Source organism: Rhizobium sp. BK316, from assembly GCF_014193695.1.
Lineage (GTDB): Bacteria > Pseudomonadota > Alphaproteobacteria > Rhizobiales > Rhizobiaceae > Rhizobium.
In genome coordinates, this window is record NZ_JACHZR010000001.1 from 998,441 (window position 1) to 1,015,982 (window position 17,542).

Sequence of the window (17,542 nt, forward strand, 5' to 3'; positions counted from 1 at the left end):
GTCCAACTTCAAAAGCCGCTCTCTGCACAGGCAAGATTGCGTCAGCATGACGAAAATTACCAGAGCGCCCTGACGTTCAATCGCCGAAGGGCAGGGCAAGCGCCTCCGTCCGCGCTTCAAGGGCGCGGATGACAGCCGCCATGTCTTCACGGCCGAAACCCAGGCTTTCGGTTTCGGCATAGAGCGCATGGCAAGCATCGAGCAGCGGCGAGGCGATGCCCGCCTGCCGGGCCGCTTCGGCCACCAGCCTGTTGTTCTTGAGCGCGTCGGAGATCGCCGCCTGCACTGAGAAATCCCGCTCCACCAGCTTGCCGCTCTTGATCCGCGATATGCCGCTCGCCATTTGGCCGGCATCGACGACAGCTTTGAAAAGTCCCATGTCTAATCCCTGTCGAGCGGCAAAGTGCGCCGCTTCGGCGAGCCCCGTGACCGTCGTGATCAGAAATATATTAACGGCAAGCTTCATCAGGAGCGCATTCGGCACGGCGCCGCAGACAACCGTTTCCCTACACATGGGCTTCAAAAGCGGACGAACCTCTTCGACGACGTCCGCATCTCCCGCAAGCATGACCACAAGCTGGCCTTCCTCCGCCGGCCGGCGCGAGCCTGAAACAGGCGCCTCGACATAATGGCCGCCGGCGGCACGAATATCCGCCTCAAGCGCTTTCGAATATTCGGGCGCGGTGGTCCCCGTGTGGATAACGACATGTCCGGCGACCCGTTCGACAAAACCTGGTGTGCCGCGCCCGAGAACCGTGTCGATCACCGCTGCCGTGGCGAGCATCAGGATGACGGTCCGGGCTTTTGCAAACACTTCGTCGACATCCGCGGCCACTTCGGCACCGGCTGTCCGTAGCGTGTCAGCGCTTTCCGGCGACCGGTTCCAGACGATGAGGTCGGTGCCTGCCCGCGCGAGATTGAGCGCCATCGGCGTACCCATCACGCCGAGACCGATGAAGCCTGTTTTCATTTTGCCGTCTCCTCGGATAGCCAGGAGCGAAGTCTACGAACAAAGGCGACAGTTGTCTTGAAGGTTAGTGCGCAGGTGCGGGCTGCCCCGAAGTTTCCAGCGCTGCCTCACGGATCGTCTGCATGAGAATCGACAGCGGCAGCGAAGGGACGGCATCGGTACGCACCGTCAATCCAACCGGACCCTTCGTCTCGCTCGTATCGACCGGCAGGGCGACAAGCACGCCGTCGGCAATATCCCGCGCAACCACGCCGTTGGAAATGATCCAGATCGCGTCGCTATCGCGCACGAAAGCGCGGCCGAAGGCATCGGAGACGGTCTCGATCTGGCTCGGCAGGCTGGCGACACCATTGGCGATCAGGAAATTTTCGACCACCGGCCTAATGATCGAACCGCGGGTCGGCATCAGAAGCGTGTAGTGGCCGAGTTCGGTGAAGAACGATTTGCCGGCGCCAAGCAGCGGATGGCCGGCGCGCACGGCAAAGACCACTTGCTCGGAATAAAGATGCTCGAACGAGAAGCTGGCCATCCTTTCTGCTCCCGCGAGACGGCCGACGACGAGATCGAGATCGCCGACACGCAGCTGCTCCAACAGTACGGCATTGTCGCCGGTGACGATCTTCACCCGGCTCCAGGTATTTTCCTTCAGAAACAGGTCCATCGCCCGCGGCATGATGCGTGTCGAGACCGTCGGCAGAGCACCGATACGGATCGGCGGGGCATCGCCAAATTGCTCCTGCGAGACGGAATCGAGCCCCTGCCGGAGTGCTGTCAGCGCAGCACCTGCATGGCGCAGGAAGACCTCGCCGTACCGCGTGATGCGGATGCCGCGTCCTTCCCGCTCGAAAACCCCGACGCCGAGCGCCTGCTCCAGCTCGCGGATCGTCTTCGTCACTGCCGGCTGGCTGACATGCAGAAGTTCGGCGGCCTTCATCACGCTTTTCTGCCGCGCCACCTCGACAAAGGTCTGCAGATGGCGAAACTTGATACGACTATCGATCATTGCTTTCATAACTCATGGGTTATCGGAAAGCTGGAAAATATCATTTTACTTAACCGGTTCAACTCACCAAATTGGACGTGGAGGAGATTTAAAGTGCAATTCGCCAGTATCAACGACGTAACGATCCACTACCAGCTCATCGGCGCGCCGGCTGACCGGCCGGTCATCGTCTTTGCCAATTCGCTCGGCACGGACTTCCGGATCTGGCGCGATGTGATCGTGCGTCTTGCCGGCGATTTTGCCATCATCCTCTATGACATGCGCGGCCATGGGCTTTCCGATGTCGGCCAGGTGCCCTACGCCATGGAGGATCATGCGACCGATCTTGCCGGCCTGCTTGATCTGCTTTCGGTCAAGGATGCCGTCATCTGCGGTCTCTCGGTGGGCGGCCTGATTGCCCAGTCGCTCTACCAGCGCCGCCCGGATCTGGTGAAGGCGCTGATCCTTTGCGATACCGCCCACAAGATCGGCACGGCCGACAGCTGGAACAGCCGTATCGCCACCGTCGAGAAGAGCGGCATTGCCAGCATCGTCGACATGGTCATGGAGCGCTGGTTCACGCCGGCGTTCCGCCGACCTGAAAACATCGCCTATGCCGGCTACTGCAACATGCTGATCCGCCAGCCGGTGGAAGGTTATGTCGCCACATGCGCTGCGATCCGTGACGCCGATTTCACCGAGGCCGCGGCCAGGATCAAAGTGCCGACCATTTGCGTCGTCGGTGATCAGGATGGTTCGACACCGCCGGATCTGGTGCTCTCGACAGCAAAGCTGATCCCTGACGCGCGCTATGAAGTCATCAAGGACTGCGCTCATATTCCGCCCATCGAGCAGCCGGAAGCGCTGACAGCGATCATCCGCGCCTTCCTCTCATCCATCGGAGACAAGAGCCCATGAGCGACACCGCGTCCGAACGCTATCATCAAGGCATGACAACCCGCCGCGCCGTTCTCGGCGATGCCCATGTCGACCGCGCCCAAGCCGCTGCGACGGAATTCGACAAGCCGTTCCAGGAGTTGATCACCGAGGCCGCCTGGGGCCATGTCTGGTCGCGGCCGGAGCTGACGAAACGCGAGCGCTCGATGATCACGATCGCCCTGCTTGCAGCCCTTGGCCAGGACGAAGAGGTGGCGATGCATGTGCGCGCCACCGCCAATACTGGCGCCTCCCGGGAGGATATTCGGGAGGCGCTGCTGCATGTGGCAATCTATGCCGGCGTGCCGGCGGCCAATCATGCAATCAAGATCGCAAAACAGGTTTTCGAGCAGATGGACGCCGGCAAGGCAGCCTGAGGGGGAGAGAATGTCCGACTTACCGAACCGCAAGCCAGAAACCGGAGCTTTCTTCGCCCGCGACCGTGCCTGGCATCCGCCGGCCTATGCGCCGGGTTACAAGACCTCGCTCCTCCGTTCACCGCAACGCGCGCTGCTTTCTCTCGATGGCACGATTTCGGAAATCACCGGCCCGGTCTTCGGCCATTCGATGATCGGCGAGATGGATAACGACCTGATCCATAATTTCGCGCGGCCCGGCGAGAGCGCCATCGGCGAACGCATCATCGTCCACGGCCGGGTGCTCGATGAGCGCGGTCGTCCGCAGGTTGGTGTCCTCGTCGAATTCTGGCAGGCCAATGCCGGCGGCCGCTACCGCCACAAGAAAGAAACCTATCTCGCCGCAATCGACCCGAATTTCGGCGGCTGCGGCCGCTTCGTTACCGACGAGGAAGGCCGCTATTTCTTCCGCACCGTGCGGCCCGGCGCCTATCCCTGGCCAAACGGCGTCAACGACTGGCGCCCGGCGCACATCCATTTTTCGATCTTCGGCCACGGCTTCTCGCAGCGCCTCATCACCCAGATGTATTTCGAAGGCGATCCGATGATCTGGAAATGTCCGATCGTCGGCGCGATCCCGGACAAGGCGGCGATCGAGCAGCTCATCGCCCCCATGGATTGGGGCAATACGATCCCGATGGACAGCCGCGCCTACAAGTTCGATATCGTGCTGCGCGGCCGCCGCTCGACCATGTTCGAAAACAAGCTGGAGGGGAACTGACATGCAGGAACTCGGCTATCTCAAGGAAACCCCGTCCCAGACCGCCGGCCCCTATGTGCATATCGGCCTGACGCCGAACTTCTGCGACATCACCGGCGTTTTCGACAGTGACCTCGGTACGCGGATGGTCAATGACAAGACGCTCGGCGAGCGCATCACCGTCAGCGGCCGTATTTTCGACGGTGCCGGAGCACTCGTTCGCGACGCCGTCATCGAAATCTGGCAGGCAGACAGCGCCGGCCTCTACAACAGCCCCTCGGAAATGCGTGGCACGGCAGACCCGAACTTCACCGGCTGGGGCCGCTGCCCCACCCGCGCCGAAGACGGTGTCTATAGTTTCGAAACCATCAAGCCCGGCAAGGTTCCCTTCAAGGACGGCCGCAAGATGGCCCCGCATATCACCTTCTGGATCGTCGCCCGCGGCATCAATATCGGCCTGCACACGCGCATGTATTTCCCGGAAGAGCAGGATGCCAATGCGGTGGACCCGGTTCTGGCGCGTATCGAGCACCGCGAGCGCGTGGCAACGCTGATCGCTGCGCGCGATGGCGCGAAGCTGAGCTTCGACATTTACCTGCAGGGACCGAAGGAAACGGTGTTCCTGGACATTTAAGCTATCTCGACTGGCTACTTGCCCGCGATCCGTCGGGCAAGTAGCGTCGGCTTCGCCCTGCCCTATCTGGGTCGAGATAAGCCGACAGGCAGACCGGGATTGCGATGAAACGAGCTGCCACATGACCACATCCCCTTTCGACCATCCCTTCCTTTCCGGCCTGCTCGGAGACACTGAAATCGTCGCCTACTTCTCAGTCGAGGCTGATATCAGGGCGATGCTCTCCTTCGAAGCGGCACTTGCACGCGCAGAAGCGACGCATGGCATCATTCCGGCGGAAGCCGCGCGAACAATCGGCGAGATCTGCGCTGGCTTTACCGCAGATGTGCAAAGCCTGAAGGCTGCAACGGCTCGGGATGGGGTCGTCATTCCGGACCTCGTCAAACAGCTCAGGAAGGTGGTCGGCAGCGAGGCCGCCGAACATGTTCATTTCGGTGCGACCAGTCAGGATGCCATCGACACCAGCCTGATGTTGCGGCTGAAGTCCATCACCTTCCTGTTCGGCGGAAGGCTGCATGCCATCGCGACGAAACTGGCGGCGCTCGAACGCCAGTTCGGCGCCAACCGCCTGATGGGCCATACACGCATGCAGGCCGCAATCCCGATTACCGCCGCCGACCGCATTGCCGCCTGGCGGATGCCGCTGGAGACCTATCGCGACCGGCTGACGGAGCAGACCTTCCCCGTGCAATTCGGCGGTGCGGCCGGTACACTCGAAAAGCTCGGGGCCGAGGCATCCGTCGTGCGCGCCTCGCTGGCGCAGGAGCTGGGATTGGCCGATGAGCCGCAATGGCAGAGCCGCCGCAGCCGCATTGCCGATCTCGCCAATCTCTATTCGCTCATCTCCGGCAGCCTCGGCAAATTCGGGCAGGATATCGCCTTGCTCGCCGAAGCCGGCGGCGAGATCGAGCTTGCGGGTGGCGGCGCTTCCTCGGCCATGGCCCATAAGCAGAATCCGGTCGCCGCCGAAACGCTGGTCGCGCTCGCCCGCTTCAACGCAACGCAGCTCTCGGCCATCCATCATTCCCTCGTTCATGAGCAGGAGCGCTCCGGGGCGGCCTGGACACTCGAATGGCTGGTGCTGCCGCAGCTGGTCATGGCAACCGCCGCCTCGCTGCGGCTGGCGGCGGAACTTATCGGCAATATCAAGCGTCTGGGGACAGGCTGATCGCCTTTGCATGAACGCGGTAAAACCGGCTATGCAGAGGCGTTGATTTCAGGAGTGATCCCGTGACCTTTCCCCTCTTCGATCTTTCCGGCCGCCGCGCGCTCGTGACGGGCTCCAGCCAGGGTATCGGTTATGCGCTGGCACTCGGGCTTGCCGAACACGGCGCCTCCATCATCATCAACGGCCGCAACGCCCAGAAGGCGGAGGCCGCCGCCGAGACGATCCGCGAGCAGAAACGCCATGCCGTCAGCGCAGCCTTCGACGTGACTGATGCGGAGGCCTGCCGCTCGGCGATTACCTATATCGAAGCCGAGATCGGCCCGATCGATATCCTCATCAACAATGCCGGCATGCAGTTCCGCACGCCGCTGGAGAGTTTTCCGGTCGAAAAGTGGGACGAACTCTTTCGCACCAATGTCTCCAGCGTCTTCTACGTCAGCCAACCGGTCGCGCAGGCGATGATCAGCCGCGGCCGTGGCAAGATCATCAACATCGCCTCGGTTCAGGCCGAACTCGCCCGGCCAGGTATCGCGCCCTATACGGCGACCAAGGGTGCTGTGCGCAATCTCACCCGTGGCATGGCAACCGACTGGGCAAAGCATGGCCTTCAGGTGAACGCGATTGCGCCCGGCTACTTCAAGACGCCGCTCAACCAGCCACTTGTCGATGATCCGAAATTCTCCGGCTGGCTCGAAACCCGTACACCGGCTGGCCGCTGGGGCAATGTGGAAGAGTTGGTTGGTGCGGCCGTCTTCCTGGCGTCGAACGCATCGTCCTTCGTCAACGGCCATATGCTGATGGTCGACGGTGGGATTACGGCGTCGCTCTGAGGTTAATCGCCTCCACCGTCACCACCGCCGTCGCCTCCATCACCGCAATCAAAACTCATTTCGAGGCCGCCTTCGGCTTGGCCACGAACGGAACGCCTGGAAAACCGAAGGTGCGCCCACCAAACAGGGTTCCAGGACAAGAATACGGCAAATGCGACGATGAGGATGAAAACGATCACGAGGCCTATAAGGATTGCAGTGACTGGAGCCATGTTCACTCCAAAGGTTGCGCAAGGAAATTATCTCAGCGATTTCCGCGAGAAACAAGAACATCTCGATTTTGAGCACGATATGACAAAGACGAGCTTTCGCTGCCGCGAGCGTGCTTCGGCTGCCGGCCATCTCCGACGCGGTTTCCTTGCCGTTTCGCGGCTTTAGCATCGCCAAAAACAGGCGGATTTGCATTTTCGGTCGCGCGCAACCATTTAAGATGCATGATCCGCGGAAATGTCGCGACCTCGCTCACGCCGGAACGTTTACAGAAAACGAACCATACCGGCTTGCATTCTGAGCCAAAAGCCGATTGCTTAGGAAAATCTACTTCTTCTTCGGCTAGCCGTTGGAAGAGTGCGAGGGGATATAGGCAAACCCGTGGAATTCTGCAGCTTCGCATCGGGATCGATGGTGACTACGATGACGAAGCGGGAAAGCTGGTTTGAAGGAAGATGAGTAACGATCTGTTTCAGGTAAAATTTTGGGGCGTACGGGGGAGCATTCCCGTGTCAGGCCCGGAATTTGACCGCTATGGAGGCAACACCTCCTGCATTGAAATCCGCTGCGGCCAGCACCGGATGCTGTTCGACGCGGGCTCTGGCCTGCGTGAAGCCGGCCTGTCGCTCATTGCTGATGAAGTCCACGATGTGGATCTCTTCTTCAGCCACTGCCACTATGATCACATCATCGGCCTGCCCTTCTTCAAGGCGATCTACTACCCGTCGATCAACGTCAACATCTGGTCCGGCCATCTGGACGGCAAGATGACCACGCGCGAGATGGTCGAGCAGTTCATCAGCCCGCCCTGGTTCCCTGTGAAGACCGACATCTGTCAGGCGACGATGAATTTCCGTGATTTCCATGCCGGCCAGACACTGACCCCGCATGATGGTGTGGAGATGCAGACCTATATGCTGAACCATCCGGGCGGTGCGATCGGCTATCGCATCCATTGGAAAGGGCGCATCATATCGCTGATCTACGACATCGAGCACACGCCGGGTAGCTACGATCCGGTGGCGCTGGAGATGATGAAGGACGCCGATCTCGTCGTCTACGACTGCACCTATAATGAAGACGAGATGCAGCGCTTCAAAGGGTTTGGCCATTCCACGTGGCAGCACGGTACCGAACTTGCAAAAATGGCGGGCGCGAAGCGCTTCGCCCTGTTCCATCATGCGCCCTCGCGCACCGATGAACAGCTCGCTGTCATGGAAAGCCAGGCGCAGGCCGCCTTTGCCGGTGCCTTTGCCGCCCGTGACAATCAGGTCATCGACATCTGATCCTGTACGAGCGCGGCTGCCGAGACCCATTCTACTGCGGGATGGCCCGAAGTCGCCTCGAAGAGCTCGGCAAGGAAATCCCACGCCGCCGCATCATGCACCAAGTGATGCGCGAGCACGCCGATCGGTTCGCTGCTGCCCTCGAACCTGTCCTGCAATTCGGCAACCAGTTCGCCGATCAGGTCTGCCATGGGCCGGCCGCCGCGCGTACCGTGCCAGTCCATGAGGTCGACATGGGAATTGACGATGGCGAGCGGGCTTTCTCCCTTGACGCGTCCGTAAGTCGAAAGGGCTTCAAAGCCGAGCGCCGGCAGCTTGGGAATGAGGCCCTTGTCGATGCGGTTCCAGGGCGGAACCAGCATGGCTAGAAAGCGTGTCGGGTAAAGACCCTTCAGCTTCAGGAAGCCTTCGTAGAGTTCACCGAGAATGGTTTCTTCCAGACGCGCTCCGCCGAGCTCCTGCTTCTTGTCGTCAGGTCCGGCATGATTGTGATGCGCCCAGCCGTGAACCGCCACGCTGACATGCGCTTCGCCCGCAAGCCGCTGAGCCAGCGGCGCGTCGGTAAAGGCCGGAATGACCGCAAGCGTGACGGGGATGCCGTAGCTTTTCGTTTCGGAGAGCAGCCGCTCCAGCGCCGCCGTCGGCTCGATCGCATCGTCATCCCGCAGCCAAAGCCGCGCCACGCGGCCAGCGGCGCGCCAGCGCTCCAGTTCCCGATACAATGGCTCGTGGATGGTGCTATCGATCATGTGCAGCTCCTGCATGATTGCATAGGATCAAATCCAGTTCTTTCGCCGCGCCGGCTAGCGAACGCTCGTCGATGACGAAGCGACGGGCCGCGGATGCCATGGCGTCACGGCGCCCCCGGTCATCCAGCAGTCCGGCAATGGCCCGCGCATAGGCTTTCATATCGCCATCAGGCGTCAATAGGCCGGTCATATCGGCCTCCACCACGGCAGGCACGCCGGCGGTCTTCAGCGCCACAACAGGAAGGCCCGCCGCCTGCGCTTCGAGATAGGCAAGTCCATAGGCTTCGCCGCAACCCGGCCAGACATAGATGCTGCCCTTCGCCAACAGTACGGCAATCTCTTCCGGTTCCCTTTGGCCAAGCCAATCGATACGGCCGGGCGCAAAGCCGGCAAACAGGGCCTCTACCTCAGCCCGCAGCGGACCGTCACCGATGATGCCGAGTGTCCATGGACGCTCCGCGATCATGGAGAGTGCCGTGGCGAGCATCTTGTAGCTCTCCATCTTGTCGCCGGCCCGCATCATGGCCACGGTCATCAAGCGTTGCGGATTGGGGGCGGGCGTTATCGCCTCGAAGAGCGTTGTGTCGATGAAGGGCTTAATTCCGGCGACACGCGCTTCGGGAAAGACGTCTTCCAGTCCTTTCCGGTCGCGTTCGGTGAAGGCGATATTGACCGCCGCCTGACGGATCGCGTCCCCCACCGGTTTCTGGAAGAAGGCCCAGCCCAGCCCATCACGTTTGCGCGAGTAGGAGGCTTCGGCCGTGACATAGGGAATGGCGAATTGCTCCGCGATGGCGGGGCCGAGGAGATCGGGGGATTTGTAATAGGGATGATAGCAGAACCAGAGTTCCGGCCTCGGCTCCTCCCGCCATTTGCGCCGCAGCCGCTCGAGTTCGCCATCCGCCTTCGCCAGAACCTCAGCCGCCGCCTCCGGCGTGCCGGCATGGACACGGAATTCGGACACGACCTCGACAGAATGGCCAGCCATCCCCAGCGCCCGGATCAACAGCCGCGCCATCAGCCGGTCGCCTGAGGGCACTGGATGATCAGGCGATTTCATCGGCGCGTAGAAAGCGATCCGCATCGCGACACTCCGCTGACGACAGTGTGTTTCCAATCGGCGCTCGCGCCGTAAGCGAAAATTTCCGCTATTGTCACTATCCTTGAACGATACAGGCAGGCATACCGAAGCGATCGTGATTAGACGAGACGATAATTCCGCCCTTTTTCGTCTTCTCTAGTGCATTTGCGATTTGAGCTTCAAGAACAGGAATTGATGACGACGGTCTTGGCCACAGGGGTTTTTTCGGAGCGCACGATCAGGAAGGCCAGGCTCGGTTCCGGCCTTGTCTTGTTCGTCTTCATCATCCTGCATATGTCGAACCATGCATTGGGACTCGTTTCGCTGACGGCAGCTGATGATGCGCGCCGGCTGTTTCTGGCGATCTGGCGCAATCCGGTCGGCACTATTCTCTTCTACGGCGCGGTCCTCGTCCATATGACGCTGGTGCTGCGCGGGCTCTATATGCGCCGCAGCCTCGTCATGCCGAAAAACGAGATGGCACAGATCGTTCTCGGCCTTTTGATCCCGCTGCTGCTCATCGACCATGTCGTCGGTACGCGTATCGTCCATGCACTCTACAGCTATACCGACAATTACGAGACGATCGTTCGCACGCTCTGGATCAACGCCCCTGATAATGGCGTGCGCCAGACTTTCGCGCTGCTCGCCGTCTGGATCCACGGCTGTATCGGCATACATTTCTGGCTGCGCTATCGGCCCTGGTACGACAATTCCTCATCGCTGCTTCTGGCGATCGCCATCCTTCTGCCGGTGCTGGCGCTGCTCGGTTTCGTCGAGATGGGCCGCACGCTGTCCGATCCCTCCTACATCGAGTCAGAATCCGGCCACTACGAAGAAGCGATCAATACCCGCTATTACAACGATCCCGAGGCGCGCGAGCAAATCGCGACGATTCGCGCCGGGCTCTACGGCAGCTTCTCCGCAACGCTGGCCCTCGTCATCCTGGCACGGGCGCGCCGCAGGCTGAAAGAGCGGGCGAACCAAGTTGCGGTTCACTATCCCGGCGGCGAGACGGTGCGCGTGCCCCGCGGCTTCACCGTGCTGGAAGCAAGCAGGCTTGGCGGTCTGCCGCACTATTCGGTCTGCGGCGGCAAGGGCCAGTGCTCCACCTGCCGCGTGCAGATCCTCGGCGATTACTGGACCCTGCCGCCGCCCGACAAGCTGGAGCAGACGACGCTGAAGCGCATCAATGCGGCATCCGATGTGCGCCTCGCCTGTCAGCTCCGCCCGGATAAGGACTTGACCGTCGCGCCGCTGCTCGTGCCGCAGACAGAGGCTGCCCTTCCCGCCAACAGCCAGGAAACCAGCCCCGGCCGCGAGCGCGAGATCGCCGTGCTCTTCTGCGACATGCGCCATTTCACTACGCTGACCGAAACCCGCCTGCCCTTCGACGTCGTCTTCCTGCTCAACCGCTATTTCGGGATCGTCGGCAAGGCAGTGGAACAGGCCGGCGGACGGCTCGACAAATTCATCGGCGACGGCGCTATGGCACTCTTCGGCCTCAACACCACGCCTGAGGAAGCCTGCCGGCAGGCGGTAGCAGCCGCAACCACGATTGTTGCCGAGGTGGAGAAGCTCGCCGCCGAACTTTCCGACGAACTGCCTCTGCCGCTGCAGATCGTCATCGGCATCCATGCCGGCCCGGCCGTGGTCGGCACGATGGGCTATGGGCGTGTGCGCAGCCTGACTGCCGTCGGCGATACGGTCAATGTGGCAAGCCGCCTGGAAACCGCGGCCAAGGAACTCAATGCCGCTATCGTCATTTCCGAGCCGGTCGCGATGCGCGCCGGCATCGATCCGGAAACGGTCGAAAGCTGCGAAATCAATGTGCGCGGCCGGGCACTCCCCTTGAAAGTCTATGTCGTTCCGAGAGAGAAAGCGGCTGAACCGCTCAAGGAAAGACAATAATGTCCGGCCAGGCATGGCTTACCGCCAAATATTGGAAGCGCCGTTTGCGCAAGGCGCGCGATGCGCTGGCCACGCGTTTCTTCAATACCCGCTTTGGCCGCCGGCTGCTGATCGAAAATATCGGGCCGCGCGTCACCTCGATGACGGTCGATGCCGGCGATCACCTGATGAGTTTTTCACCTGCCGACTATATCGGCCGCAAGGTCTTCCGGAAGGGCCATTTCGAACGCGAGGCCGTCGACCGGCTGCTCGTGATCCTGCGCGAGCGCGGCCTGCTGAAAAAGGACAGCATGCTGCTGGAGATCGGCGGCAATATCGGCACACAGACAGTCTATTTTGCGCTTGCCCGCGCATTTGCTGGAATCGTCAGCGTCGAGCCGGACCCGCGCAATTTCCGTCTTCTGGAACAGAATATCCGCCAGAACGGCCTTATCGACACGGTGCGCCTCGTCAACTGCGCCGCCGGCGAAGGTGAAGGCCAGATCGACTTCTTCCTGAACGGCGCCAATCACGGCAAGAGCAGCGCCATCCGCCAGAGCGCCAGCGACCGGAAGATCACCGTTCCGGTGCGGTCTGTGACCGGCATCCTCGACAGACTCGGCATCGACCAAGCGGCCATCGGCCTCGTCTGGATGGACATCGAAGGGTATGAGCCGGTTGCCTGCCGCTCGATGCTGCCGCTGCTTGCCCGCCGCGCGCCTCTCTATATGGAATTCACGCCGCTCTTTTACGGCCCCGAGGGCACGAAAGCCTTCATTCGTACGCTCGCCGGCTTCTACGAGGATTGTCTCGTCGTCTTCGAGGACGGCGAGAAGGAGATGAAAGTCCGTGATCTGCCGGGCGAATTCGATCAATATGACGTGCTGTTCCTGCCTTAGACCGAAGAAGGGCATGTCGTCCGAAAACCGCTCACGCTTTTCGGCGTCGTGCTCCAGGCGCCAGAGGCTACGGTGCAGACTGCATCACCAGCGATTGATGGCAATGTACACCGGCGAGGACGCCTGAGGCGGAGGCGAGCGTGGCGTTGTGCATGGCACTTGCCGCATCGCCGGCGGCAAAGACGCCTCTGACGGTCGTCTCTTTGTTATCGCCGGTCCGGATGACCGGCCCGAGCGGACCGTCGTCGAAGGCACAGCCAAGCTGCTCGGCAATCGGGCTTGCCATCGCCGTTTTCGCTGCGACAAAAACGGCGTCCAGCGGCACGACCCGGCCGTCGGTCAGGCGGACGGCCTCAAGCTTCGGATTGTCGCCCAATAATTCGACGATAGGACTGCGCTCGATCCGAACACCGCGCGCGGTCATCCGCGCCAGTTGCTCTTCATCGGGCTCGAACAAGGCCTGGGTGAAGTAGGTCGTTTCTCCCCAGTCGGGAAGCAGCATGGCCGCATGCGCTGAAAGCGGAAGGGTTGCGAGAACGCCAAGTGCACCGCCACTCACTTCATAACCGTGACAATAAGGGCAGTGCAGCACGGAACGGCCCCATCGATCCCGCAGGCCGGGGATCTCAGGCAGTGAGTCGCTGATACCGGTCGCCAGGACGATGCGCGCGGCCCTTTCTTCGCCACCACCCTTGATGCCGATCACGAATTCATCTCCATCGGCGCGCGCCTGAACAACTTCCCCGTCGCGGATAGTGATGGTCGGATAAAGCGAAAGCTGCCGCTTTCCCTCCCGCATGATCGCCGCCGGTGTCTGGCCGTCCTGGCCCAGGAAGCCATGTGACGCGTGCGAAAACCGATTGCGCGGTGCGCCTGCATCGATCAGCAGAACACGGCGTCGCGCCCGGGCAAGCTGCATGGCTGCGGACAGGCCAGCGAAATTTCCGCCGATGACGATGACCTCGAATGACATGGACCTCTCCTTTGACGTCGCCTCAATCATGAAGCAACATAAGTTACATGAAATGATGCAGTCAAGCATCATGTTACTTGTCTTGTTACGATCCGCTTGTGATAATGGCCCATTCGATCGATGGGAATAGAACTTCATGCGCAATGACAGCCGCCTTTCACGCATGCTGCACGTGCTGATCCACATGGATCGGCATGAGCATTCGGCGACCTCCGAAATGATTGCAAAGATGCTGAACACCAATCCCGTCGTCGTCCGCCGCACCATGGCCGGCCTTAGAGAACAGGGCTATGTCCGTTCCGAAAAGGGGCATGGCGGGGGCTGGACGCTGGTGCGCCCGTTGTCGGAAATCACGCTGCTCGATGTCTACAACGCCATCGGCGAACCGCATCTTTTCGCCATCGGCCCAGCCGACGACCAGCCGAAATGCCTTGTGGAACAGGCTGTGAATGCTGCTCTCGAGGATGCGATGAAGGAGGCGCAGGCCCTGCTCCTGCGGCGATTGGGCAGCGTGACGCTGGACGAAATCGCGGCCGACTTCGAGGCAAAATATGCCGCGCTCTCGGCTGCGTCCTATTCCTGCGCCTCATAAGCGCGGATCATTTCCTGCGGTAGAGGAAATACCGGCCTTCCTTGATGCCGCCGGGCAAAGGCAGAGGCAAAAGTTCGGGATGTTCCAGCGGCAGGCCGCTGACGGCGATGCCGTGATGGGTAAGCACGCCGGCCATCAGCTGCGGCAGCCAGGTCAGCGTCACGGCATCGATCTCGTCATGGCCGGTGCCGATATCGGCATGGGCGAGCGCGGCATTGATCCCGAGGAACGCCTGGCCGGTGTCGCGGATATTGCCCGTCACCATATTTTCGGCTGGCGGCGTGGAGGCGGAATAGGAGCGTATTTCCCAATCGAAGGCGATAATGCGGCGATCGGGAAAATGCTCGCGCAGATGGTCGTAGGTGCGGCCATTGCCGAGGCCGAATTCGAGCACCGGCCCCTCCACCTCTTCCACCAGATCGATGATGGCATTGAGAATATCGCGTTGAGCCGACAATCGGCGAATGAAGCTGTCGAGGCGGCTCATCTTGTCCTGTCCGTCATAAAATATGTCAGCGGTGCTACCATATCGATGCGGTGCAAGTCGATTGCCGGAACCGCAAATTGCCGTTGCAGCGGCAACACGGGTCTGTGATAAACTCGGCCCCATGAACGAGATATCCAGCGACGCATTCTTCGCCAACGTGCCTGTTTTCAGCGACTTCGAAGGCGTGACCGATGAGAGCAATTACCAGCCGCTGCCCGAAGGGTGGGTGCTGGCGATGGCCGATATCGTCGGCTCGACGAAGGCGATTTCCGGCGGCCGCTACAAGGACGTCAACATGGCCGGCGCAAGCGTCATTTCCGCGGTGCTGAATGCCGTTGGCAAGGGCGACTATCCCTTCGTCTTTGCCGGCGACGGCGCGTTGATCGCCTTGCCCGCTTCGCTTGAGAAGGAAGCACGCAAGGCTCTTGCCGCGACGCAGGTCTGGGTGAAGGAGGATCTTGACCTCGATCTTCGTATCGCCATCGTGCCGATCGCCGATATTCGCGCGGAAGGTCTCGATGTACGCGTCGCTCGCTATTCGGCAAGTCCTTACGTCACCTATGCAATGTTTTCCGGCGGCGGCACGCTTTGGGCCGAAAAAAACATGAAGATGGGCCGGTACGGCGTCGAAAAGGCCGCGCCCGGCACTCGGCCGGATCTGACCGGCCTCTCCTGTCGCTGGAGCCCGATCGAGGCCCGCAATGGCGAGATCGTCTCGATCATCGCCGTACCGGGCGAAGCTGGTCCGGGGCCGGAATTTCAGGCTCTCGTCGCCGGCATCGTTTCGCTCACCGCCGAGCAGAACCGCAATGGCCATCCGGTGCCGGAAGATGGGCCGGAGTTTGCTTTTTCAATGAGTGGCATCAATCGCGAGGTGAATGCGACGGCGCCCAAAGGCAAACGACTGCGGCAAAAGCTGTTCATCTTCCTGCAGACCGGCTTGATCGTTTTCCTGCACAAATTCGGCCTCACCTTCGCTCATTTCAACGCGCGCCGCTACAAGCGGGACATCGCGGGTAATTCGGATTTCCGAAAGTTCGACGACGGACTGAAGATGACCATCGACGTGGATGCCGCCCATCTCGCCCGCATCGAGACGCTGCTGAAGCAGGCGCAGGAAAGAGGCGTGGCTCGCTACGGCCTGCACTGCCAATCATCGGCACTGGTGACATGCTTCGTGCCGACGCCACTGTCGCGCGACCACATGCACTTCATCGATGGTGCCGCCGGCGGTTATGCGGTCGCTGCCAGCCAGATCACCGGCAAGCAGCTTTCCGGCGCGCTCGTTACGCCTTGATAACGTGATCGGCAGTAAGGCCGAGCCGGCTGAAGACGTTTCGGGTATCGACAATCAGTTTGGCGCTCCTCGAAAGAGCCGCATAGTCGATCATGTCGTGATCGGTCGCGATGAGAACCGCGTCGTATCCCGCAACGACTTCCGGCGTCAGGTCGATGGATTTCCGGCCCTTCAGTGCCTGATATTCACGGGTCGGCGGAATCTCCGCGACGAAGGGGTCATGATAATCCGCCTTGCCGCCGCGTTCCTCGATAATTTCGATCAGGCGCAGCGACGGGCTTTCCCTGATATCGGCAACGTTCTTCTTGTAAGCGAGGCCAAGCACGAGGACGCGTGAGCGGCTGAGCGCCTTGCCGGCACGGATATCCAGCGCCTCGGCCAGTTTGCCGACGACATAGCGCGGCATCGCCGAATTGATCTCGCCGGCAAGTTCGATGAAACGGGTCGGCAGTTCGTATTCTCGCGACTTCCAGGTGAGGTAGAAGGGGTCGATCGGAATGCAGTGACCGCCGAGACCGGGACCGGGATAGAAGGGCATATAACCGAACGGCTTGGTCTTGGCAGCGTCGATAACCTCCCAGACATCGATCCCCATTGCCGCGTAAACGGTCTTCAGCTCGTTGACGAGTGCGATGTTGACCGAGCGGAAGATGTTTTCGGTGAGCTTCACCGCTTCCGCCGTCGCATTGGAGGAGACCGGAACGACGGTCGAAACGGCTGCCCCGTAGAAGGATTTCATCAACGACAGGGCTTCTGCACCGTCGCCTGCAACGACCTTCGGGATGGTAGCGGTGTGGTAATGCTGGTTGCCGGGGTCCTCGCGTTCCGGCGAGAAGCCGACGAAGAAGTCGGAACCGGATTTCAGCCCGGTCTCTTCGAGAATGACCTTCACGATATCATCGGTGGTGCCAGGATAGGTGGTCGATTCCAGCACGATGAGCTGGCCCGGCCGCAGATGGGCGGCGATCGACCGCGACGTCGCTTCCACGAAGGAGAGATCGGGATCGCGATGTTTGGTGAGCGGCGTCGGCACGCAGATAACGATCACGTCGCAATCCGCAAGGCCGGCGAAATCGGTCGTCGAGAAAAAACGCCCCGCATCGATCTCGGCTGTCAGCGCCTCATTCGTCACCGCATCGATATAGGAGCGGCGGGCATCCAGCGCGACGATTTTCTTCGGGTCGATATCAAAGCCGGTCACAGTAAAGCCGCTGCGTGCCACAGCCATCGCCAACGGCAAACCGACATAGCCAAGGCCGATAATGCCAGCGCGCGCCGTGCGGGCCTCAATCTTCTTTGAAAGCGTCTCGAAGGTGGAAGAGCGTGCGTCCAAGGCCATGCCTCTTGCGAAAAGTGAATCCGAACGCTGATCTAATGCATGATCGCGGCAAATTAAACCCGGCCCCTTCGCAGCGCCTGCCCGCGCCACGGCTTGGATTCAT

General features: G+C 60.9%; 18 protein-coding genes. 11 read left to right on the forward strand and 7 right to left on the reverse strand.

All coding sequences use genetic code 11. The features are described from left to right. Window positions 1–76: 76 nt before the first annotated feature. Together FHT87_RS04455 and pcaQ are read right to left on the reverse strand one after the other, a co-directional pair. On the reverse strand, window positions 77–970 hold the full coding sequence (locus FHT87_RS04455) for an NAD(P)-dependent oxidoreductase (protein ID WP_183725777.1): 894 nt from the start codon (window positions 968–970) through the stop codon (window positions 77–79). 64 nt (window positions 971–1,034) lie between these two features. Further along, window positions 1,035–1,973 carry a pca operon transcription factor PcaQ gene (gene pcaQ, locus FHT87_RS04460; RefSeq protein WP_183725779.1) on the reverse strand — a complete coding sequence of 313 codons (939 nt, stop codon included), beginning with the start codon at window positions 1,971–1,973 and terminating at the stop codon, window positions 1,035–1,037. A 93-nt stretch (window positions 1,974–2,066) separates the two neighbouring features. Between pcaQ and pcaD the strand changes: the two genes are divergently transcribed. The 7 genes from pcaD (at window position 2,067) to FHT87_RS04495 (ending at window position 8,132) form a co-directional block, all read left to right on the forward strand. Next, window positions 2,067–2,870 carry a 3-oxoadipate enol-lactonase gene (gene pcaD, locus FHT87_RS04465; protein WP_183725781.1) on the forward strand — a complete coding sequence of 268 codons (804 nt, stop codon included), beginning with the start codon at window positions 2,067–2,069 and terminating at the stop codon, window positions 2,868–2,870. Continuing rightward, window positions 2,867–3,265, forward strand: coding sequence for a 4-carboxymuconolactone decarboxylase (gene pcaC, locus FHT87_RS04470; protein ID WP_183725783.1), 399 nt, complete (start codon window positions 2,867–2,869; stop codon window positions 3,263–3,265). The genes pcaD and pcaC overlap by 4 nt, the downstream gene beginning before the upstream one ends. A gap of 10 nt (window positions 3,266–3,275) precedes the next feature. After that, window positions 3,276–4,025: a protocatechuate 3,4-dioxygenase subunit beta gene (pcaH, locus tag FHT87_RS04475; RefSeq protein WP_183799790.1), complete on the forward strand. Its 750-nt coding sequence runs from the start codon at window positions 3,276–3,278 to the stop codon at window positions 4,023–4,025. Between the two features lies 1 nt (window position 4,026). Beyond that, on the forward strand, window positions 4,027–4,638 hold the full coding sequence (gene pcaG / locus FHT87_RS04480) for a protocatechuate 3,4-dioxygenase subunit alpha (RefSeq protein ID WP_183799793.1): 612 nt from the start codon (window positions 4,027–4,029) through the stop codon (window positions 4,636–4,638). Window positions 4,639–4,759: 121 nt separating this feature from the next. Next, entirely contained in the window at window positions 4,760–5,806 is a 1,047-nt protein-coding gene (locus tag FHT87_RS04485) for a 3-carboxy-cis,cis-muconate cycloisomerase (RefSeq protein ID WP_183799796.1), read from the forward strand. 62 nt (window positions 5,807–5,868) lie between these two features. Next, window positions 5,869–6,636, forward strand: coding sequence for an SDR family oxidoreductase (locus FHT87_RS04490; RefSeq protein WP_183799799.1), 768 nt, complete (start codon window positions 5,869–5,871; stop codon window positions 6,634–6,636). Window positions 6,637–7,301: 665 nt separating this feature from the next. Next, window positions 7,302–8,132, forward strand: coding sequence for an MBL fold metallo-hydrolase (locus FHT87_RS04495; protein ID WP_183725793.1), 831 nt, complete (start codon window positions 7,302–7,304; stop codon window positions 8,130–8,132). Here FHT87_RS04495 and FHT87_RS04500 read toward each other — a convergent pair. Together FHT87_RS04500 and FHT87_RS04505 are read right to left on the reverse strand one after the other, a co-directional pair. Further along, on the reverse strand, window positions 8,114–8,881 hold the full coding sequence (locus FHT87_RS04500; protein ID WP_183725795.1) for a polysaccharide deacetylase family protein: 768 nt from the start codon (window positions 8,879–8,881) through the stop codon (window positions 8,114–8,116). The genes FHT87_RS04495 and FHT87_RS04500 overlap by 19 nt on opposite strands. Continuing rightward, on the reverse strand, window positions 8,871–9,965 hold the full coding sequence (locus FHT87_RS04505; protein ID WP_183799802.1) for a glycosyltransferase family 4 protein: 1,095 nt from the start codon (window positions 9,963–9,965) through the stop codon (window positions 8,871–8,873). Before FHT87_RS04505 ends, FHT87_RS04500 begins: the two co-directional genes overlap by 11 nt. A 192-nt stretch (window positions 9,966–10,157) precedes the next feature. On the opposite strand from FHT87_RS04505, the gene FHT87_RS04510 reads away from it, so the two are divergent. Together FHT87_RS04510 and FHT87_RS04515 are read left to right on the forward strand one after the other, a co-directional pair. Then, window positions 10,158–11,873, forward strand: a complete 1,716-nt coding sequence (locus FHT87_RS04510; protein WP_183799805.1) for an adenylate/guanylate cyclase domain-containing protein — start codon at window positions 10,158–10,160, stop codon at window positions 11,871–11,873. Then, on the forward strand, window positions 11,873–12,751 hold the full coding sequence (locus FHT87_RS04515; protein ID WP_183799808.1) for an FkbM family methyltransferase: 879 nt from the start codon (window positions 11,873–11,875) through the stop codon (window positions 12,749–12,751). The genes FHT87_RS04510 and FHT87_RS04515 overlap by 1 nt, the downstream gene beginning before the upstream one ends. 67 nt (window positions 12,752–12,818) lie before the next feature. On the opposite strand, the gene FHT87_RS04520 is transcribed toward FHT87_RS04515, so the two are convergent. Further along, complete coding sequence (locus FHT87_RS04520; RefSeq protein WP_183725803.1) at window positions 12,819–13,724, reverse strand: NAD(P)/FAD-dependent oxidoreductase; 906 nt, start codon at window positions 13,722–13,724, stop codon at window positions 12,819–12,821. 136 nt (window positions 13,725–13,860) lie between these two features. Here FHT87_RS04520 and FHT87_RS04525 point away from each other — a divergent pair, with 136 nt between their 5' ends. After that, entirely contained in the window at window positions 13,861–14,316 is a 456-nt protein-coding gene (locus FHT87_RS04525) for an Rrf2 family transcriptional regulator (protein ID WP_183799810.1), read from the forward strand. 7 nt (window positions 14,317–14,323) lie between these two features. Here the strand turns inward: FHT87_RS04525 and FHT87_RS04530 are convergent, their stop codons facing one another. Next, entirely contained in the window at window positions 14,324–14,803 is a 480-nt protein-coding gene (locus FHT87_RS04530; RefSeq protein ID WP_183799813.1) for a class I SAM-dependent methyltransferase, read from the reverse strand. A 121-nt stretch (window positions 14,804–14,924) separates the two neighbouring features. Here FHT87_RS04530 and FHT87_RS04535 point away from each other — a divergent pair, with 121 nt between their 5' ends. Next, window positions 14,925–16,100, forward strand: coding sequence for a DUF3095 domain-containing protein (locus FHT87_RS04535; RefSeq protein ID WP_183799815.1), 1,176 nt, complete (start codon window positions 14,925–14,927; stop codon window positions 16,098–16,100). On the opposite strand, the gene FHT87_RS04540 is transcribed toward FHT87_RS04535, so the two are convergent. Further along, on the reverse strand, window positions 16,090–17,439 hold the full coding sequence (locus FHT87_RS04540; RefSeq protein WP_183799818.1) for a nucleotide sugar dehydrogenase: 1,350 nt from the start codon (window positions 17,437–17,439) through the stop codon (window positions 16,090–16,092). The two genes, FHT87_RS04535 and FHT87_RS04540, sit on opposite strands and share 11 nt — an antisense overlap. Between the last annotated feature and the right edge of the window lie 103 nt (window positions 17,440–17,542).